Raw genomic sequence first — 19,348 nt, forward strand, 5'->3', positions numbered from 1 at the left:
ACCCGTCGTCAGCAAATCTCCTCCAACCGCTCGCGGTTGAGCAGATGCCTGGGCAGATACGGCTGCGCGAGATCGACGGGAAACCCGTAGTCGTAGGCGAGGCTCGCCATCGCGAGCGGCCCGAGTGCCACCCTGGCGCGCGGGGCCGCCGACGCGCCCCAGTAACTGCCGTGCTCCGCGACAGCTTCGGCGAGCACCTTGGCGAAGGTGTCGTGGTCACGTGCGATGAGCCGGTGGAAGAGGGCGGCGGGCTGGTAGTCGATCCCGTTCACGAACTCCAGCGGCGCTCGGGTCACGCCCTCCCTCCCCGACGTCTCGATGGTGGCCACGAGCTTCTCGACGACGTCATCCATGCTCGGGCCGTTCGAGAAGTAGGCCTGCAGCGTGCCGATCCAGTGCAGGACGTACTCGTCCACGGAGTCGTCCTGGCGCAGCACCTCCAGCGGCACCCGGCACAGCCGCCCGATCCGGTCGGTCTGACGGCACACGATCGCGAGGTAGAGGGCATCGAGCCAGGCGCGGGCGTCAGCGGGCGGTTCCGCGGGCAGAGCGGGGAGCCGCCAGACGCGGTCCTCGCCCAGGCGGCACTCCTGCGACGGCGCGCCGGTGAACAGCGCGGAGCCCAGCCGGGTCGCGGTGGCCCACGCGTCCCACGTGTCGATGTGCGCGACGTCGGGGTCGGTGGCGCAGCGCGCGAGAGCGAGTGTCAGAGCGGAAGCGAACGCGTCGCCCAGTCCGGCGGTCCCTTCCTGCACGAGGCGGTCCATCGACTCCGTTGCGGCGCGGGTGAGTTCACCGGGGTCGCAGGAGGCAGCAGCGGCGCGGCTGGCAAGACGGCCGGCCCCGTCGAGACGGACCAGGCCCTTCATCAGGCCCAGGAGATGTGACGGCGGCCGCACGGAGAAGGTGAGCGTGTCCTGATCGATGACCGTGAGCGACGTCAGGGAGCCGCGGTGCCACCAGTAGACGCGTGGTGAGAGCGCACCCGGCCCGTCCTCGTGAGCACCCAGCGCATAAGCGGCAAGGCTGTTGACGGCATCCACCACGGAACCGTCGGTGATCGGGTGGTACACCAGGTTGTGCCGGGTCGGCACGACGACGAGGGCACCTGCGTCCGGGAGCTTCTCGCCGACGCCCTTCCAGGCCAGTTCCGCGAGGAACAGCGCCTTGCCGGCGACGAACGGGGAGTCCCCGTAGACGGAATGCAGCCTCGCCTGTCCCTCGACGCCCACCTCCTCGTGCCGCACGGGCACGCGCATCAGATTCGCGCGCGCCGCGTCCCCGAGAGCCTGAAGCCCTACGCGTTCCACGTCCCGGTCGGTGAGGATCCGCACGCTGGTGGGCCCGTCCAGGGCGTAGGCGAAGACCAGTCCGTCGGCCACGACCCGCGCGTACCGCAGGACGCCTGAAAGCTCCGGGGTGATCGACTCGACGGGCAACAGCCGGGCGTGGACACCCCGGAGCAGTCCCGCCACGCTCTCATCGCCCTGGCTCGCCTGCCGCAAGCGGCCGAAGTGTGCGGCGACGAGGTCGGGCCAGTGCTCCTCCGGGGTCTTGCTGCACGTGTGTGCCAAGGAGTCGAGGGAGTACTGGTGGCCTTCCCGGTAGTGCGGGGCCGCGAGTGCGCGCAAGTGCGTGGCCTGCGCGGCGGAAAGCATCGGCAGTTCGGGGTCGGCGACGTTGTCCGGTGTCATGCCCTCGAGCCTATGAGCCGGGTGCCCGATGCCGAATCGCGGCCCCTCCCGCCCAGTTGGCGCCCCCAGGGCTCGTCCAGGGCGACGGATCCTAGACTCACCCCTCATGAGTGACGTGTTCGCCGTGGACCTGGCCCTCGACCTGTCGCCGACCGTGCCGGAGGCCGTACTCGCGCACCTCCGCCGGCACGTGGAGGGCGACAGCGCGGACGACGGCAGCAGCGAGGCGGACTGGCCGGACTTCGTCCCCCTGCTCGCGGACCGGGGTCCGGCGACGCGCATCGGGGGACTGCTGACCGGCCAGCTCTTCCAGGGCGCCGACCACTGGTGCCTGACGGCCCGGCAGGAAATCCACGCAGAGCTGCTCCCCGAACTGGTCGCCCTTGCGGACATGCTCGCCTTCAACGCCAGGACCGAGGGAATCATCGGCCAAGTGCGCTTCTACGAGGACGACATCCCCGAACTCCTGGTCAACAGGTCGGGAACGCTGGTGAAGACGCCGTTGCGGGCGGCCAGAACCGAACCTTCCCGGCACGTGCCGTAGGGCAGTGCCGGAAAGCGAACGGCATCGGCTGCGTCAGGTGTCGTACTCGCCCACCCATGACCGCCGAAGCAGAGCCCGCGGGATGTACTCGGACTCGACTTCAACGGGCATGTCGGCGTCGTACGCCATGCAGGCGATGGCGAGCGGGCCGAGAGCGACCAGTCCCTCGCCGCTGAGTGAGCGGGCTTCGTTCGCGGTCCAGTACTCCTTGTGCCAGGTGAGGGCGTCGACGAGAGCCGCGTGGAACTGCTCGTTCTCCCGGCGCAGATAGCGGTGGAAGAGCTCGAGCGGCGGATAGAGGATCTTCAGCATGAGCTCCGGGCCGGCGATCGTGGCTGCCTCGGGGGCCGTGCCGTCGATCGCGGTGACCAGCGTGTCCCAAGTCTCCTGTCGCCCGAACCAGAAGTTCTGCAGAGTTTCCACCCAGGCGTAGATGTACTCGTCGAACTCCGCGCCGGACTCACGCAGGAATGAGACGGGCACCTGTGCCAGTTGATTGACCCGGTCGTTCTCGCGGCAGATCACCGCCAGATAGAAGGAGGTGAGCCAGTTGCCCGCGTGGAGGTAGTCCTGCGGGCCGGTGGCGGGGAGGTGCTTGACCTCACCGGTACTGCCCACCCGGCACGGCACGGTGCCCTCGGTGGCCGTGCCGGCGGCGAAGAGCCCGCAGCCGATCTGCATGGCAGTGACCCACGCTTCCCAGGCCGGGAACTCACCTGCTGTCGGATCCGTCAGGCAGCGCCACTTCGCGAGGGTGAGCGCGACCGACAGTGCGTCGTACCGATCGTCCTCCGAGGTCTCGACGTGGTCGAGTACGTCCTTGGTGCTCTTGATAATGGGCGCCATGAGTTCGGCCGCGTTGTCCGTGCGGAACTCATGGCGGGGGATGCGGGTGACCACTCGCTCTCCTCGGACTAGATCTTCAAATGCTCGATGACGGCACCGGCGTAGGAGTGACCGGTGTTGTCAACCGCCTTCACCAGAACGTACTGCACCTTTCCATCCCGCAGCGCGGCGCGGAGATCTGCAGCGATCTCTGCATCCTTTCCACCACGATGTGTCATCTCTGCCAGGATGGTGCGGATGTAAGGCCTGGTGCCCTGCTTCACCCTCATGCCGTGGGCTCCGCCGTCATGAGCGTTCGGGTCCAGCGGATCCGGGTCAGCCTTGCCCTTGCGCCAGTCGAGGTCGCCCGACGGAGCCTTCTCCTCGACGATGAGGTAGTCACCGTCGTCGCTGAGCTTGTACACGTCATCGAACATGTTGGCACCGTTGGGAGTCTTCGGGAGTTCGATGCGCTCGGCGCCCGGAAATTCCTTCGGTATGACGTGGTGGCGGGCTGCTGCCTCACCGAGTGCCTCTGAGTGCTTGCTGTTGTTGGGGATGCCTCCCAGGTGTTCGTCGTAGGCCTTCTGCGCCTTGTCGAGGGCGTCCGCGTTGGCGGCCGACGGTGTGTCGTCGAAAGCTCGCTCGGCGTTCATCAGGTCCACGGACAGCCTGCGGTTGCGTGCCGATTCGTCGAGGTGTGGACGGCTGTGTGCGGGAGCGGTGTCCGGGCCGAGATGCACGGGGTCGAACTTGGTTTCCGACGGCCCGTGCGGAAGATCATGCGTGGCCATCCAGCCGCCGCCCGGCTTTTCGGTGAGCTGCGGCAGGACCTGGCCGTCGACCAACTTCTCGGCACTGTTGCGCTTGCCGATCCCCCACTTGTCATAGTGCTCCGCGCGCCAGACCGGGTTTTCGTTGGCCAGCCGGACGTGCTCGCGGGTGATCGCCGCCCTCTCCTGGGGTGTCCGCTCGTCGGCGGGCTTCTCGCGGGCCGCCTCGTACTCCGCGCGGTGCTGCGCCGCCTCGTCCGCGTGGTGAGCCGCCCCACCGGCAACATCGTCCGCCCCACCGGCAGCGTCGTCCGCCCCGTGGGCCACGTCGTCCACGCCTCCGGGCAGGCCGCCACCGGTCGTCGGCGGCTCATGGTGGCCGCCACCGGCGCCCGGCCCGTCGCCGTGCGTGCCGCCGGTGCTCGGGCCGTCGGTGTGGCCGGCGGTGGAGGGTGTGTCCGGCCGGCCGGTGCCTGCGGGGGGAGTGCCGTCGCCGCCGGGGCGCGCGTTGTCCAGCTCGTTCGTGGGCATGTGGTCGCCCACGTGACCGCCGGGCGTGTGGCCTGCCGCGCCGCCCGGCATGTGATCGCCCACCGCACTCGTGGAGGGGAAGTCACCCCCGGCGTGGACCACTGGAGTGACCCCGTTGTCCGGCACCCGGCCGACATCGCCGAGGTTGTTGTCGAGGCTGTCGCCCAGGCGGATGTGCTGGCCGGCTTGTTCGGCGGTGTGGGTGCCCGCGCCGACCAGGGCGGGTTGCTGGGCGGGTGAGTCCACGCGTGGGGTGTCCGCGCCCGAAGCCGGTGTGCCGGGGGTATCGGGCATGTCGGACTGGTCGACGACGTCGCCGGGGCCGTCGGCGGACTTCTGCAGGACGTTGCCGTGCTCGTCGAGGAGGTTGCCGTCCGGGTCGTAGTAGCGCGCCGGGGCGCCGTCCTCGGTGGGCAGTTTCGTGGTGCCCTCGGGCAGGACAGGGGCATCCTCCGGCAGCCGCACATTGCCGTCGGGTAGCTTCGTCGCGCCCTCCGGCAGGGCCGCGCCCTCGGGCAGGTGCACCGTGCCGTCGGGGAGCATGACCGTGCCCTCGGGCAGCGTGACCGCGTTCTCCGGCAGCTTGGGGATGTCGATGGTGCCGACGCCCTTCAGCGCCTTGGTGATGTCGCCGATCTTCGACAAACCGGCGCCCGCGCCCTTGGCGATGTAGGTCATCGGGTCGATGACCCGGCCGGCCTTGCCCGCCACCGACAGCGCCTTCGCGACCGCGCCGGCCTTGCCCGCACCCGCCGCCGCACCACCCGCGCCGCCGGTGAAGACCGTGGTCAGCACGTTGAAGGTGACCGCACCCGCCGCGCGGGCGGGGTTCTTGCCCCACTCGTCCCACGCCACCAGCGCCTTGCCGGTCTCCTTCATCGCCGTACGCGAATCACGCAGCCAGGAGGGCAGCTTGTCGTCCGGCAGCGTCCAGAACAGGGCACTCGCCCCGGGGATCGCCGTGATCACCAGGCCGGTCGCGAGCTGTGCCAGGCCCTTCCACGCCTGCCCCATCGCGTCCCAGCCGCCGAAGCCCACCAGCGTGCCCAGGCCCTTGATCGTGCCCCACACACCGTCGACGATCAGGCCGTCCCACACGAAGGACTTCACCCAGTGGCCGACCTCGTACCACTTGTGCTTCTCCTCCACCGGGTCACCCCAGGGAAGCTTGGCGTTCTTCATGTCCGCCGCGTTGAAGCCGTACTGGTTCTTCTTCTCCGAACCGTCCCCGGCCACCATCTGCGTCCCGCCCCACAGAGCGGTGATCTTGTTGTGGCAGGTCCGCTCCGCCGCCCAGAACGCCGCCACCGTCGCGGTGATGTCATCCCGCAGCCGGTTGTGCTCGTCGACCTTGTCCTCGTCGTACTCCCACTCGTCATCGTCCTTCACGGAGTCGACGAAGGTCTGCGCCTTGGCCTTCAGCTCCTTCAACTTCGTGACCAGCGGCTTGACCTCGGTGGCGTACGACGACAACGCGCCCGACACCGTCTCCAGGCCGGTGGCGAAGTGGTCGGCCTTCTCCTTGACCGGCTTGGTCGTGGCGAACAACTGCTCCGCCTCCGGAGCCTGGTAATACGCCGACAACCCCTGAAACCTGGAGTGGATGTCACCACCGGCATCCCGGACATGACCCGCGTCCTTCTTCAGGTCCGCGTAGTCGGTCTCCAGCTGCTCCAGATTCCCTGTGAACTGCGGGATCTTCTCCGGCTGGATCACGCTTCCCCCACCCCCGTACATCCGTTGTCGACCTGCCCGGTCAACTCACCCTGGGCCATCGCAAGTTGGATCATCATATAAACGGGCGCTGGTGTGCTCTCAGGTCCGTTACGGAATCCCTACACGGGAACGGCGGTCAGCGGGGCGTTCGTCGGTACTGGCCGTCCTCGCATCCGTACGCGTGCACCGGCTGCAACCGAGTCACGTCACCCGTCGTCATCCCTGGCAACGCCCGTCACGCGCGGACCGATCAGCGCCCCTGCGCGATCAGGAGTGCCGGGGCGGCGAGGGTGGTGGGGCGGGGCGGTGCGGAGGGGGAGACAGGCATGCACACGACGGGGCACGCGGAACCCAGGCCCGACGAGGCGTCGGAGGGGAACGAACACGGGGTCACCGGCAGCGCGGACGGCGGGGTTCAAGTACGGCGAACCCGCCGGTTCCGCCGGGTACGCCGTATCGCCCTGTGCCTGTTCCTCGCCCTTCTCCTCCCCCTCCTCACCGCCGAAACAGCTCTCTACATCAACCACACCGGCGACCCCGCCCACGGCACCCACACCCGAAACCGCGACGCCCTCTGGCTCGGCCACGCCTGGGTCGACGGGCGTAAGAAGGACGCAGACGTCACCGCCCTGGCCCGCCGACTGCAAGGCACCGGCATCCGCGACCTGTACGTGCACTCCGGCCCGCTGGAACACGACGGCACACTCCCCAAGTCCGCCTATCCGAAAGCCCGTTGGTTCGTAGACGCCGTACACGAGAAACTCCCCGGCGTCCGCGTCCAGGCCTTCCTCGGCGACGTCCTCGCGACCGAGAGCCCCGACGGTATGCGCCTGGAGAACCCGGACACCCGCGCAGCGGTCCTCAGCTCCGCCCGCCAGGTCCTGGACACCGGCTACAAGGGCATCCATCTCGACCTGGAGCCCCTCCACTCCGGCGACCGCAACTACCTCACCCTCCTCGGCGCCCTGCGCCGCGAGACCCGCTCCCGGGACGCCCTCCTCTCCGTCGCCGCCCACCAGATCGACCCGCTCCCGGCCTTCCACACCGTGTGGGGACGCGTCACCGGCCACCCCAAGTGGTGGTCGCAGGAGTTCTTCGGCCGCGTCGCCCGCCGCGTCGACCAGATCGCCGTCATGTCGTACGACACGATGCAGCCCCTGGAGAGCACCTACGGCGGCTACGTGGCCCAGCAGACCTCGCTCGCCCTGGAGGTCACCCCGCCCTCCACCGACCTGCTGATGGGCCTGCCCTTCTTCCACGAGAACCGCTTCGGCCACTGGAACCACGCCGAGACCGTGCCCGCCGCCGTCCGGGGCGTCCGCCTGGGCCTGTCCCGCACGGACGCCGGCCGGGCCCGCTTCGGCGTCGCGCTGTACATCGACTTCGCCGCGACCGAGGCGGACTGGCGGGCGTACAAGGAAGACTGGGTGCGGTGACCAAGATCCGACGGCAACTGGCCCGCACCGACCTCGCGCCTCTCGCCCGCGCCGCCCTCGGCCCCGCCCGCAGCCTCACCGCCGTGGAACGCCTGCGGGGCGGCACCAAGAAGGGCGTCTACCGCCTGACCCTCGACGACGACTCCACAGTCATCGCCTACGCGTGGTCGGCCGACGAGGACTACTGGGACCAGCCCGATCCCGACCCCCGGGACGTGTTCTCCCACGGCACCGGCCTCGGCCTGTTCACGGCGGCCCACGACCGGCTGGCCGCCGCCGGCGTCCGCACCCCGCGCCTCCTGTACGCGGACGCCACGCACACGCACCTCCCGGCCGACGCGGCCGTCGTGGAGGACATGCCCGGCGGCAGCCTGGAGGACGCCCTCGCCCGGGACCCGCGCGAGGCACCTCGGCTCATGGACCGGATGGCGGAACTGCTCGCCACCCTGCACGCCCACACCGGCCCCCGCTTCGGGAAGGTCGCCGTCGTCGACAACGGCGGTTCCTCCCACGGCGTCTCCTGCGAACAGCGCGTCACCGAGGGCGCTCTGCGCTGCATCGCGGAAGCGGCCCGGCGCGAGCCCCGCGCCGCCGCCGCACGCCGGGAACTGGAAGACACGCTCCAGGCCCTGGCCGCAGAGGTCCGCCCCAGGAGCCGCCACACCCTCATACACGGCGAACTCGGCCCTGACCACGTCCTGTTCACGCCCGACGGGCACCCGGCGCTCATCGACATCGAGGGCCTGATGTACTTCGACGCGGAGCACGAGCACGTCTTCCTCAGGCTCCGCTTCGGCCCCCACTACGACGCCCTGCGCGCCCCGGGCCTGGATGAGGCCCGCCTGCGTCTCTACCGCCTGTCGATGCACCTCGGCCTGGTCTCGGGGCCGCTGACGCTGATCGAGGGCGACTTCCCGCAGCCGGAGCGGATGCGGGAGATCGCCGAGCACAACCTCCAGCAGGCGCTCAGCCTGCTGACGAGCGCCTCCTGATCTTCGAGCCGAGCCACACCAGTGGGTCGTACTTGCGGTCGATAGCCCGTTCCTTCAGAGGGATCAGCGCGTTGTCCGTGATCTTGATGCCCTCCGGGCAGACCTCCGTACAGCACTTGGTGATGTTGCAGTAGCCCAGGCCGTGTTCGTCCTGGGCGGTGGTCTTGCGGTCCAGGCCGGATTCCGCCGCCGCGTCCAGCGGATGCATGTCCAGCTCGGCCACCCGCATCAGGAAACGCGGCCCCGCGAACGCCTGCTTGTTCTCCTCGTGGTCGCGGACCACATGGCAGGTGTCCTGGCACAGGAAGCACTCGATGCACTTGCGGAACTCCTGCGAGCGGTCCACGTCCTCCTGCATCATGCGGTACTCGCCAAGGCCGAGATCCGCAGGCGGCACGAAGGCCGGGATCTCCCTGGCCTTGGTGTAGTTGAAGCCGACGTCGGTGACCAGGTCGCGGACGACCGGGAACGCCCGCAGCGGCGTCACCGTGATCGTCTCCTCCCGGTCGAACACCGACATGCGCGTCATGCACATCAGGCGCGGCCGGCCGTTGATCTCGGCGGAACACGAACCGCACTTGCCCGCCTTGCAGTTCCAGCGCACGGCGAGATCGGGGGTCTGGGTGGCCTGGAGACGGTGGATGATGTCGAGCACCACCTCGCCGTCGTTCACCTCGACCTTGAAATCCTCCAGGTCGCCGCCCTGCGCATCGCCCCGCCACACCTTGAAGCGGGCCTCGTAGCTGCTCACTCGTACAGCTCCTCTTCGGCCAGGTACTTGACCAGCTCCTCCTTGTCGAAGAGGGCGAGCAGGTCGGCACGTACGGGTTCGGTGGTCTCGCGGGTGAGGTTGATCTGGCCGCGGACCGGGTCCGTCGCCGCCAGACCGCCCGTCGGATCGGCGAGCGCGCACAGCAGGTTGATCCGGCGCCACTTGCGGTCCATCCCCGGATGGTCCTCGCGGGTGTGCCCGCCGCGCGACTCGGTGCGCTCCAGCGCGGCCCGCGCCACGCACTCGCTGACCAGCAGCATGTTCCTGAGGTCCAGGGCGAGGTGCCAGCCCGGGTTGAACTGCCGGTGCCCCTCGACTCCGGCCCGGCGCGCCCGGACCCGCAGCTCGGCGAGCTTCTCCAGGGCCTGCTTCATCTCCGTCTCGCGGCGGATGATGCCGACCAGGTCGTTCATGGTCTGCTGGAGTTCCTGGTGCAGGGTGTACGGGTTCTCCGGCGGGCCGCCCTTCGGCTCCTCGATCTCCGCCTCGGCCGAGAAGGGCCGCAGGGCCTCGGCGGCGGCGGAGTCGATCTGGACGTCGTCCACGACGGGCCGCGCCCCGGCCGGCCCCGCCGCGTACTCGGCCGCGTGCCAGCCCGCGCGGCGCCCGAACACCAGCAGGTCGGAGAGCGAGTTGCCGCCGAGCCGGTTGGAGCCGTGCATGCCGCCGGCCACCTCACCGGCCGCGAACAGCCCCGGCACCCCGCGCGCCGCCGCCGTGTCGGACTCGACGGCGACACCGCCCATCACGTAGTGGCAGGTGGGCCCGACCTCCATCGCCTCCGCCGTGATGTCGACGTCGGCCAGCTCCTTGAACTGGTGGTACATCGACGGCAGCCGCCGCTTGATGACCTCGGCGGGCATACGCGTCGACACGTCGAGGAAGACCCCGCCGTGGGGTGACCCGCGGCCCTCCTTCACCTCGGCGTTGATCGCCCGCGCGACCTCGTCGCGGGGGAGCAGCTCGGGGGGACGCCGGTTGCGGTCCGGGTCGTCGTACCAGCGGTCGGCCTCGTCCTCGGTCTCGGCGTACTTGTCCTTGAAGACGTCGGGGATGTAGTCGAACATGAACCGTTTGCCGTCGGAGTTGCGCAGCACCCCGCCGTCGCCGCGCACCGACTCGGTGACGAGGATGCCCTTCACCGACGGCGGCCAGACCATGCCCGTCGGGTGGAACTGCACGAACTCCATGTTCAGCAGGGGAGCGCCCGCGAGGAGCGCCAGCGCGTGGCCGTCGCCGGTGTACTCCCACGAGTTCGACGTCACCTTGAAGGACTTGCCGATGCCGCCCGTCGCGATCACGACAGCCGGCGCCTCCAGGACGAAGAAACGGCCCGACTCGCGCTCGTAGCCGAAGACGCCGGAGACGCGCCCGCCCTCCTTGAGTACGCGCGTGACCGTGCACTCCTGGAAGACCTTCAGCCGGGACTCGTAGTCGCCGGTCTCCTTGAAGTCCTCCTGCTGGAGCGCGACGATCTTCTGCTGGAGGGTGCGGATCAGCTCCAGGCCCGTGCGGTCGCCGACGTGCGCGAGGCGCGGGTACTCATGGCCGCCGAAGTTGCGCTGCGAGATCCGGCCGTCCTTCGTACGGTCGAACAGCGCGCCCCAGGTCTCCAGCTCCCACACCCGGTCCGGTGCCTCCTGGGCGTGCAGCTCGGCCATCCGCCACTGGTTGAGGAACTTGCCGCCGCGCATGGTGTCGCGGAAGTGGACCCGCCAGTTGTCGTTCTCGTTGGCGTTGGCCATCGCCGCCGCGATGCCGCCCTCGGCCATCACCGTGTGCGCCTTGCCGAACAACGACTTGCAGATCACGGCCGTACGGGCGCCTCGCTCGCGGGCCTCGATGGCGGCGCGCAGCCCGGCGCCGCCCGCCCCGACCACGACGACGTCCCACTCCTGCCGGTCGACCACGGACATCAGAACAACCTCGGATCGTCGAAGGCACCGGACGCGACCAGGTAGACGTAGAAGTCGGCGAGCGCCACGCTCACCAACGACGCCCAGGCGAGCAGCATGTGCCGTGCGTTGAGCTTCCCGACCCACTGCCACATCCGATAGCGCACGGGATGCTTGGAGAAGTGCTTGAGCTTGCCGCCGACGATGTGCCGGCACGAGTGGCAGGACAGCGTGTACGCCCAGATCAGCACGATGTTGACCAGGAACACGAGTGTGCCGAGACCCATGTGGCCCCACTCGTAGTTCTCGTCGCGGAAGGCGAGCACGGTGTCGTAGGTCAGGATCCCGGCGACGAGGAGCGCGGCGTAGAAGAAGTACCGGTGGATGTTCTGGAGCACCAGCGGGAAGCGGGTCTCGCCCGTGTACTTCTTGTGCGGCTCGGCCACCGCGCAGGCCGGCGGGGACGCCCAGAAGCCCCGGTAGTAGGCCTTGCGGTAGTAGTAGCAGGTCAGACGGAAGCCGAGCGGGAAGATCAGGATGATGATCGCGGGGGAGATCCCCCACCAGCTTCCGAAGATCTCCCAGTTCGGGCCGGCCTTCATCGGCTCGCAGTTCTCCGCCAGGCAGGGGGAGTAGAAGGGCGAGACGTACGGCGCCGCGTAGTAGTCGGCGTTCGCGAAGGCCCGCCAGGTCGAGTAGACGATGAAGGCCAGCAGACCGGCGACCGTGCCGGCCGGGGCCAGCCACCAGCGGTCGGTGCGCAGGTGCGGGGCGTCGATCGCGGCGCGCGTGCCCGCCCGTACGCCGCCGCTTCGGGAATGAGCTTCTGTGGCGGGAGGTTCCGTACCAGTGGCCACTTGACGACTCCGGTCGGTTCGGGGGAGGTGCCGGTCGTTCGACTCCTGCCCGGTCAGGGAGCGCGCCGGTCCCGGGCGCCGAGCCCCTCGTCGTCCGAGTCGACCCACAGGGACGGGTCGTACGGAGCGTCCGAGATGGTGACGAGGTCGGGGCGCTTCGGTGCGGCCGGCGTGGCGGCGGCGTCGCGCAGCAGGGCGACGCTCTCGCGCAGGTGGTTGGCGTCGGCACGGACGCGGCGCATCTCCAGGCCGCCGGTGCCGAGCTGCTTCTCCAGGCGTCCCAGCGAGCGGAACAGCTCGTCGAGACTGCGCTGGACTGACGTCAGTTCGTCGTGAACGGACATGACTTGCCCTCACTTCCACGGGTCCTTCGAGGCCCAAGGCGGCAACGTTCATGCGCCTGCGAGTGTTGCGCGTCACACCTTGTGCTGTGAAGGGATGTGCATCGATTGGCCGAGGGCGTGTGGGTGCACCCTGCGGTGCGCTGCGCCGCACGGGTGACTTCCCGCCCGTGACCGCCGTGTCGCTCTGTGTTGCCGAACCCTTTCCTCTTCAGTGGCCGCATACATCAGATGAACTCCAAATACCGCCAAAAGTGATCATAACGCCCGCGGCTTCCCGGAGGTAGCACAGATGTCCCAGCACGGCGTCGGCCCGCGTGCGGTCACGCGCTCGGTCGCCTTCCTCACCGCGGGTGTGCTCGCGGTGCCCGCGCTCGCCGGATGTGGCTCCGAGGACCCGGCCGGCAAGCCGCTCGCCGCGCCTGACATCCAGCCCGCTGGCCGCGACCGGATCGCCGACGGCGGCACCCTGCGCTGGGCCGTGGACTCCGTGCCCGACACCCTGAACACCTTCCAGTCGGACGCCGACGCCACTACCGTCCGCGTCGCCCAGGCCGTCCTGCCGTCGATGTTCCGGATGGACGCCAGTGGCCGCCCCGAGCGCAATCCGGCCTACCTGGAGTCCGCCAAGGTCGTCGAGACCGAGCCCAAGCAGGTCGTCCTGTACAAGCTGAACCAGCAGGCCGTCTGGAGCGACGGCCGGGAGATCGGCGCCGCCGACTTCGCCGCCCAGTGGCGCGCCCTGTCCGGCAAGGACACCGCCTACTGGACCGCCCGCAACGCCGGCTACGACCGCATCCAGAAGATCGAGCGCGGCGACAACGCCCTGGAGGTCCGGGTCACCTTCAGCCGCCCCTACGCCGACTGGCGGTCGCTGTTCTCGCCGCTGTACCCGAAGGACGTCATGGGCACCCCGGACTCCTTCAACGACGGGGCACGCAAGAAGCTCAAGGTCAGCGCCGGCCCCTTCACGGTGAAGAAGGTCGACGGTGAGGACGACGAGATCACCCTCGCCCGCAACCCGCGCTGGTGGGGCAAGCCGGCCAAGCTCTCCGAGATCGTGCTGCGCACGGTGCCGCGCGACAAGCTGGCCGCCGAGCTGGCCGCCGGCACCCTCGACGTGGCCGAGGTCGACCCCTCCGCGGCCCGTCGCATCACGGTCGCCGCCCGCCCCCAGAGCTCCAGCAGCCCGCTGATGGGCCCCGGCGCCGACCGGTCCGCCGCGGACGCCCTGCCCTCCGGGGGCGTCGCCAACGGCTCCGACGAGGAGGCCGCCGACGAGGAGACCGTCGCCCGCAAGAAGCTGCGCAAGGCCGCCGCCAAGTACGCCCGGCAGCAGCAGGCCCTGCGCGGCTTCGAGGTGCGCAAGTCCCTGGAGCCCGCCTACACCCAGCTCGCCCTGAACGGCGCCGAGGGCCCGCTCGCCGACGAACGCGTCCGCAGGGCCGTCGCCCGCGCCCTGGACCGCAAGGAACTGGCCGAGGCCGTCCTTAAGCCCCTGGGCCTGCCCGCCGTCCCGGTCGGCAGCCACCTGGCCCTCTCCGGCCAGGCCCACTACGCCGACAACAGCGGCGCCCTCGGCGGCCAGGACACCAAGGAGGCCCAGGCCCTGCTCGCCGACGCCGGGTGGGTGCGCGGCGGCCCCGTCAAGGAGCAGGACAAGAAGAAGGAGGAGGAGAAAAAGGCGGCCGGCGCCGAGGGGAAGAAGGCCGGCGCCTCCGAGGAAGAGCAGGACGACGGCGGCACGTACATCGTCGGCGAGGACAACAAGGCACGCCACGGGCAGGACCCCGCCGACCATCTCGCCCAGGACGAAAAGCAGTACAAGCACCCCCACCAGGGCGGCGCCCCCGGCGCGTACGCCCCCAAGGGCACCGCCGCCCCGGCGAACCGCGGGGCCGCCCCGCTGGCCAAGAACGGCAAGCCCCTCACGCTCCGCTTCGTGCTCCCCTCCGGGCCCGGCTCCCAGACGCTGCGCACGGTCGCCGACCGCATCGCCCGCATGCTGGAGCGCGTCGGCATCGGCACGGACATCTCCAAGGTCTCCGACGAGTCCTACTTCAAGGACCACATCGCGTCCGGCCAGTACGACCTCGCCCTCTACTCCTGGCCCGCCACCGCCTTCCCCGCCACCGACGCCCGGCCCGTCTACGCCAAGCCCGTCCCGGCCGCCGACGGTTCCCTGAACGTCGAGCAGAACTACACCCGCGTCGGCACCGACCAGGTCGACCAGCTCTTCGACGAGGCCGTGTCCACCCTCGACGAGGGCGAGTCCCGCTCCCTCATCCGCAAGGCCGACTCCCGCATCTGGGCGGCGGCCGGCTCCATCCCCCTCTTCCAGCGCCCCCAGCTCGTCGCGGCCCGCAAGAACCTCGTGAACACCGGTGCCTTCGGCTTCGGCACCCCGGTCTACGAGGACATGGGCTTCCTGACGAAGGGCGCGAAGCCGGCCTCGGGCCCGTCGGCGAGGGCCAGCTGAGGTCGACCGGCCGGTTCGGCAGCCCCCGGCATGGCCCCGGCACCGCCGCCGAGCACCCGAAAAAACGGCCCTGACCTGCACCGACGCATCCCGGCTCACCCCAGGGGCAGCGGACCCGTACCATGGGGTGAGGCCGTGGCATGTTGAGCCCGGCAGGGCCCGCGCACCACCGACGTACGCGCAGGGCATTCCTCACCACTCCGGGAGTACGCCTCAATATGGCCACGCGCCACGACATCCGCAACGTCGCCATCGTCGCCCACGTCGACCACGGCAAGACCACCATCGTCGACGGCATGCTGAAGCAGGCCGGTTCCTTCGCCGCGCACCAGCTCGACTCTGTCGACGACCGCATGATGGACTCGAACGACCTGGAGCGTGAGAAGGGCATCACGATCCTCGCCAAGAACACCGCGGTGAAGTACCACCCGAAGGACGGCGGGGACCCGATCACCATCAACATCATCGACACCCCCGGCCACGCCGACTTCGGCGGCGAGGTCGAGCGCGGTCTGTCGATGGTCGACGGCGTCGTCCTGCTCGTGGACGCCTCCGAGGGCCCGCTGCCGCAGACCCGCTTCGTGCTGCGCAAGGCGCTCCAGCAGCGGCTGCCCGTCATCCTCTGCATCAACAAGACGGACCGCCCCGACTCGCGGATCGACGAGGTCGTCAACGAGACGTACGACCTGTTCCTGGACCTGGACGCCGACGAGGACCAGATCGAGTTCCCGATCGTCTACGCCTGCGGCCGCGACGGCATCGCGTCCCTGACCAAGCCGGAGGACGGGACGGTCCCCTCCGACTCCACCAGCCTGGAGCCGTTCTTCTCCACGATCCTGGAGCACATCCCGGCCCCGACCTACGACGAGGCAGCCCCGCTCCAGGCGCACGTCACCAACCTGGACGCCGACAACTTCCTCGGCCGTATCGCGCTGCTGCGCGTCCAGCAGGGCGAGCTGAAGAAGGGCCAGACGGTCGCGTGGATGAAGCGCGACGGGTCCGTCCAGAGCGTGCGCATCTCCGAGCTGATGATGACCGAGGCGCTCACCCGCAAGCCGGCGGAGAAGGCCGGCCCCGGTGACATCTGCGCGGTCGCCGGTATCCCGGACATCATGATCGGCGAGACCCTTGCCGACCCGGAGAACCCGGTCGCGCTGCCGCTGATCACCGTCGACGAGCCGGCGATCTCCATGGTCATCGGCACCAACACCTCCCCGCTGGTCGGCCGCGGCGCCACCGGAAAGGGCGCCGACAACAAGGCGGCCGTCAAGGACCGCAAGGTCACCGCCCGCCAGGTCAAGGACCGCCTCGACCGCGAGCTGATCGGCAACGTCAGCCTCCGCGTGCTGGACACCGAGCGGCCGGACGCCTGGGAGGTGCAGGGTCGCGGCGAGCTGGCGCTGGCCATCCTCGTCGAGACCATGCGCCGCGAGGGCTACGAGCTGACCGTCGGCAAGCCGCAGGTCGTGACGAAGGACGTCGACGGCAAGGTCTACGAGCCGGTCGAGCGCATGACGATCGACGTGCCCGAGGAGCACATGGGCGCGGTCACGCAGCTCATGGGCGTCCGCAAGGGCCGTATGGACAACATGTCCAACCACGGCTCCGGCTGGGTCCGCATGGAGTTCGTCGTGCCCTCGCGCGGCCTCATCGGCTTCCGGACCGAGTTCCTGACGCAGACCCGCGGCACGGGCATCGCCCACTCCATCCACGAGGGCTTCGAGCCCTGGTTCGGCACGCTCCAGACCCGTAACAACGGCTCCCTGGTCGCCGACCGCGCCGGTGCGGTCACCGCCTTCGCGATGACCAACCTCCAGGAGCGCGGTGTGCTCTTCGTGGAGCCGGGCACCGAGGTGTACGAGGGCATGATCGTCGGCGAGAACTCCCGCGCCGACGACATGGACGTCAACATCACCAAGGAGAAGAAGCTCACCAACATGCGGTCGTCCACGGCCGATGTGACCGAGTCGATCGTCCCGCCGCGCAAGCTGTCGCTGGAGCAGTCCCTGGAGTTCTGCCGCGACGACGAGTGCGTCGAGGTCACCCCGGAGGCCGTGCGCATCCGCAAGGTGAACCTGGACGCCCGCGAGCGCGCCCGCGCCGCGAGCCGCGCCAAGCACGGCTGACGCCTGCCGTCCGACGACACCGGGCACCCCGCATCGCGGGGTGCCCGGTGTCGTCGTGAAGCGGAGGGAACGCGAAGGGAAGGGTTAGGGAAAACCCTCGATTTGCCCGGGACGGCCGTCCGGAGCGCCCCGTTCGCACTACCCTGCTGCGGAAGTGCGGCGCCCTGCCCGCGCACGGGCCGTGCAACGGCCCTGCGGCGGAGGCCTCTTGAGCGCGCGACCGCCACGAGGGGCACCCTGCACGGCAGCCACGGTAGCCGCAAGCGGTTTATCTCATCCTCGCGTCCGGAATGCGGACGCCTGTTACCGATAGATGTGTAACAAGTCCGTTTCGCAGGGATCTTTCACCAAACCCTTTGTCCGGATTTTGGAAGATGTAGGCGTCAGCTGTGATCGAACCGAGACCTCGAGAGTGTGGTTCGCTCCTGGCGTTTGGCAGATAGTTAGGCGCGTAGAGCTCGGATGAACGGGTCATGCGCTGGAGGCGGCGCCGACTCACGAGCGCGGGGGCACCTGACGATTTCCGGCACCGGCGACGGGCGGTGGCGGTGGTCTGTCTGTGCTCCCTTCGCGGTGAACCAATGACTTCATAGGAGGAACCCATGCGCGGTGCCAAGAGCGCCAAGTGGGTCGCGGGGGCGATAGTCGTCGCCCTGGCCGCCACCGCCTGCGGCGGCGGCGACGACAGTGCCGGCGACGACATGAACAAGGGGAAGGCCGACCCGAACGGCATCGTCACTGCGCAGCTGAGCGAACCTCAGAACCCGCTGCAGCCGGCCAACGCCAAGGAGAGCCAGGGCAGCCGTGTCCTGCGCACGATCTTCGCCGGCCTGGTCGACTACGAGCCCGGCACCGGCAAGCTCGAGTACGTCAACGCCGAGTCGGTCACGCCGAACAAGGACGCGTCCGAGTGGACCGTCAAGCTCAAGCCGGGCTGGAAGTTCCACGACGGCACCCCGGTCACCGCCAAGTCCTACGTGGACTCCTGGAACTGGTCGGCCAACATCAAGAACAACCAGACCAACTCCAGCTGGTTCTCCGACATCGTGGGCTTCGAGGACGTGCACCCGGAGAAGGGTGAGCCGAAGTCCGACAAGATGTCGGGTCTGAAGGTCGTCGACGACAACACCTTCACGATCAAGCTGACGCAGCCGGTCTCGTACTTCGCGTACAAGCTGGGCTACGACGTGTGGGCGCCGCTGCCCGAGGCCTTCTTCAAGGACCCGAAGGCCTTCGGCGAGAAGCCGGTCGGCAACGGCCCGTACAAGTTCGTCTCCTGGGAGCACAACAAGCTCATCAAGGTCCGCAAGTTCGCGGACTACCAGGGCCCGAACAAGGCCAAGAACGGCGGCATCGACTTCAAGAACTACACGACCGCCGACGCCGCCTACTCGGACCTGCGCTCCGACAACGTGGACTGGATCGAGCAGGTCCCGACCACCGCGCTGACCAGCTACAAGACGGACCTCGGCGACCGTGCCATCGACCAGCCGTACTCGGCCGTCCAGTCGATCGTCCCGGCGTTCTACACCAAGCAGTTCAAGGACATCGACCCCAAGGTCATCCAGGGTCTGTCCATGGCGATCGACCGCCAGACGATCACCAAGACCGTCCTCCAGGGCACGCGCACCCCGGCCGACTCCTACGTCGCCCCCGGCGTCCTCGGCTACAAGAAGGGCGCGCTCGGCGACATCGTCAAGTTCGACCCGGCCCAGGCCAAGAAGCTCATCCAGGAGGGTGGCGGCGTCCCGGGCAACAAGATCCAGATCCAGTACAACGCCGACCAGGACCACAAGCCGTGGGTCGACGCGGTCTGCAACTCGATCCGCAAGTCCACCGGCGTGGAGTGCACCGGCGACCCGAAGCCGACCTTCCAGGCCGACCTCGACGCCCGTGACAACGAGCAGGTCAAGTCCATGTACCGCGGTGGCTGGGTGCTCGACTACCCGGTCAACTCGAACTTCATGCGCGACCTGTACGGGAGCACGGCGGCCGGTAACACCAGCGGCTACTCCAACAAGGAGTTCGACAAGCTGAGCTCCGAGGCGGACAAGGCCAGCTCGATCGACGAGACCGTGAAGCTGTACCAGCAGGCGGAGCAGCTCCTCGCCAAGGACATGCCGGCGATTCCGCTCTGGTTCTACAAGGTCAACAGCGGTCAGTCCAAGAACATCCTGGGCAAGATCGAGTACGGCCAGGACGGTGACCCGATCTTCGACACCGTCCAGGTCAAGCAGAAGTAAGAAGACGACCGCAGACCGGTGCCGCCTCTCCCGTCAGGGGAGCGGCGGCGCCGGTCCGTAGGCACAGGCCTCCACCTCACCCCCTCACCTGCGGTAGATGAGTGCGCAGGCCTCGCCGACCCCT

At 69.2% G+C, this 19,348-nt stretch carries 13 protein-coding genes; 6 read left to right on the forward strand and 7 right to left on the reverse strand.

Translation table 11 applies throughout. The annotated features are described in order from the left end of the window. Positions 1–8: 8 nt before the first annotated feature. Complete coding sequence (locus tag V8690_RS27985; RefSeq protein WP_338782837.1) at positions 9–1,694, reverse strand: immunity 49 family protein; 1,686 nt, start codon at positions 1,692–1,694, stop codon at positions 9–11. Between the two features lie 106 nt (positions 1,695–1,800). Between V8690_RS27985 and V8690_RS27990 the strand changes: the two genes are divergently transcribed. Next, on the forward strand, positions 1,801–2,238 hold the full coding sequence (locus tag V8690_RS27990; protein WP_338782838.1) for a hypothetical protein: 438 nt from the start codon (positions 1,801–1,803) through the stop codon (positions 2,236–2,238). Positions 2,239–2,271: 33 nt separating this feature from the next. Here V8690_RS27990 and V8690_RS27995 read toward each other — a convergent pair whose 3' ends face one another. Both V8690_RS27995 and V8690_RS28000 read right to left on the reverse strand, forming a co-directional pair. Continuing rightward, positions 2,272–3,138 carry an immunity 49 family protein gene (locus V8690_RS27995; RefSeq protein ID WP_338782839.1) on the reverse strand — a complete coding sequence of 289 codons (867 nt, stop codon included), beginning with the start codon at positions 3,136–3,138 and terminating at the stop codon, positions 2,272–2,274. A 14-nt stretch (positions 3,139–3,152) separates the two neighbouring features. Beyond that, a complete protein-coding gene (locus V8690_RS28000) occupies positions 3,153–6,083 on the reverse strand; it encodes a hypothetical protein (protein WP_338782840.1) in 2,931 nt (976 codons plus the stop codon). A 326-nt stretch (positions 6,084–6,409) separates the two neighbouring features. Here V8690_RS28000 and V8690_RS28005 point away from each other — a divergent pair, with 326 nt between their 5' ends. Beyond that, positions 6,410–7,519, forward strand: a complete 1,110-nt coding sequence (locus tag V8690_RS28005) for a hypothetical protein (RefSeq protein ID WP_338782841.1) — start codon at positions 6,410–6,412, stop codon at positions 7,517–7,519. After that, positions 7,516–8,511 (forward strand): aminoglycoside phosphotransferase family protein, encoded by a 996-nt coding sequence (locus V8690_RS28010; protein WP_338782842.1) that lies wholly within the window; start codon positions 7,516–7,518, stop codon positions 8,509–8,511. Before V8690_RS28005 ends, V8690_RS28010 begins: the two co-directional genes overlap by 4 nt. Here the strand turns inward: V8690_RS28010 and V8690_RS28015 are convergent. The 4 genes from V8690_RS28015 to V8690_RS28030 are packed head-to-tail and all read right to left on the reverse strand — an operon-like array spanning position 8,486 to position 12,379. Then, positions 8,486–9,262 carry a succinate dehydrogenase/fumarate reductase iron-sulfur subunit gene (locus tag V8690_RS28015; protein WP_338782843.1) on the reverse strand — a complete coding sequence of 259 codons (777 nt, stop codon included), beginning with the start codon at positions 9,260–9,262 and terminating at the stop codon, positions 8,486–8,488. The two genes, V8690_RS28010 and V8690_RS28015, sit on opposite strands and share 26 nt — an antisense overlap. Beyond that, a complete protein-coding gene (locus V8690_RS28020; RefSeq protein WP_338782844.1) occupies positions 9,259–11,199 on the reverse strand; it encodes a fumarate reductase/succinate dehydrogenase flavoprotein subunit in 1,941 nt (646 codons plus the stop codon). The genes V8690_RS28015 and V8690_RS28020 overlap by 4 nt, the downstream gene beginning before the upstream one ends. Then, positions 11,199–12,035 carry a hypothetical protein gene (locus V8690_RS28025; RefSeq protein WP_338782845.1) on the reverse strand — a complete coding sequence of 279 codons (837 nt, stop codon included), beginning with the start codon at positions 12,033–12,035 and terminating at the stop codon, positions 11,199–11,201. Before V8690_RS28025 ends, V8690_RS28020 begins: the two co-directional genes overlap by 1 nt. 53 nt (positions 12,036–12,088) lie before the next feature. Further along, positions 12,089–12,379 (reverse strand): hypothetical protein, encoded by a 291-nt coding sequence (locus V8690_RS28030; protein WP_020277543.1) that lies wholly within the window; start codon positions 12,377–12,379, stop codon positions 12,089–12,091. 289 nt (positions 12,380–12,668) lie between these two features. On the opposite strand from V8690_RS28030, the gene V8690_RS28035 reads away from it, so the two are divergent. From V8690_RS28035 to V8690_RS28045, 3 genes are all read left to right on the forward strand, one after another. Further along, entirely contained in the window at positions 12,669–14,855 is a 2,187-nt protein-coding gene (locus V8690_RS28035) for an ABC transporter family substrate-binding protein (protein WP_338782848.1), read from the forward strand. A gap of 218 nt (positions 14,856–15,073) precedes the next feature. Further along, positions 15,074–16,981, forward strand: a complete 1,908-nt coding sequence (gene typA, locus V8690_RS28040; RefSeq protein WP_338782849.1) for a translational GTPase TypA — start codon at positions 15,074–15,076, stop codon at positions 16,979–16,981. A 602-nt stretch (positions 16,982–17,583) separates the two neighbouring features. Next, positions 17,584–19,224: an ABC transporter substrate-binding protein gene (locus tag V8690_RS28045; protein ID WP_338782850.1), complete on the forward strand. Its 1,641-nt coding sequence runs from the start codon at positions 17,584–17,586 to the stop codon at positions 19,222–19,224. Positions 19,225–19,348: the final 124 nt, after the last annotated feature.

Source organism: Streptomyces sp. DG1A-41 (assembly GCF_037055355.1).
In the GTDB taxonomy this organism is placed as follows: Bacteria; Actinomycetota; Actinomycetes; order Streptomycetales; family Streptomycetaceae; genus Streptomyces.

What these genes read in the sequence shown, in the direction of transcription:
- V8690_RS27985 (WP_338782837.1), bottom strand. Translation starts at nt 1,694, where the DNA reads ATGACACCGGACAACGTCGCCGACCCCGAACTGCCGATGCTTTCCGCC.
- V8690_RS27990 (WP_338782838.1), top strand. Translation starts at nt 1,801, where the DNA reads ATGAGTGACGTGTTCGCCGTGGACCTGGCCCTCGACCTGTCGCCGACC.
- V8690_RS28005 (WP_338782841.1), top strand. Translation starts at nt 6,410, where the DNA reads ATGCACACGACGGGGCACGCGGAACCCAGGCCCGACGAGGCGTCGGAG.
- V8690_RS28020 (WP_338782844.1), bottom strand. Translation starts at nt 11,199, where the DNA reads ATGTCCGTGGTCGACCGGCAGGAGTGGGACGTCGTCGTGGTCGGGGCG.
- V8690_RS28030 (WP_020277543.1), bottom strand. Translation starts at nt 12,379, where the DNA reads ATGTCCGTTCACGACGAACTGACGTCAGTCCAGCGCAGTCTCGACGAG.
- V8690_RS28035 (WP_338782848.1), top strand. Translation starts at nt 12,669, where the DNA reads ATGTCCCAGCACGGCGTCGGCCCGCGTGCGGTCACGCGCTCGGTCGCC.
- typA (WP_338782849.1), top strand. Translation starts at nt 15,074, where the DNA reads ATGGCCACGCGCCACGACATCCGCAACGTCGCCATCGTCGCCCACGTC.
- V8690_RS28045 (WP_338782850.1), top strand. Translation starts at nt 17,584, where the DNA reads ATGCGCGGTGCCAAGAGCGCCAAGTGGGTCGCGGGGGCGATAGTCGTC.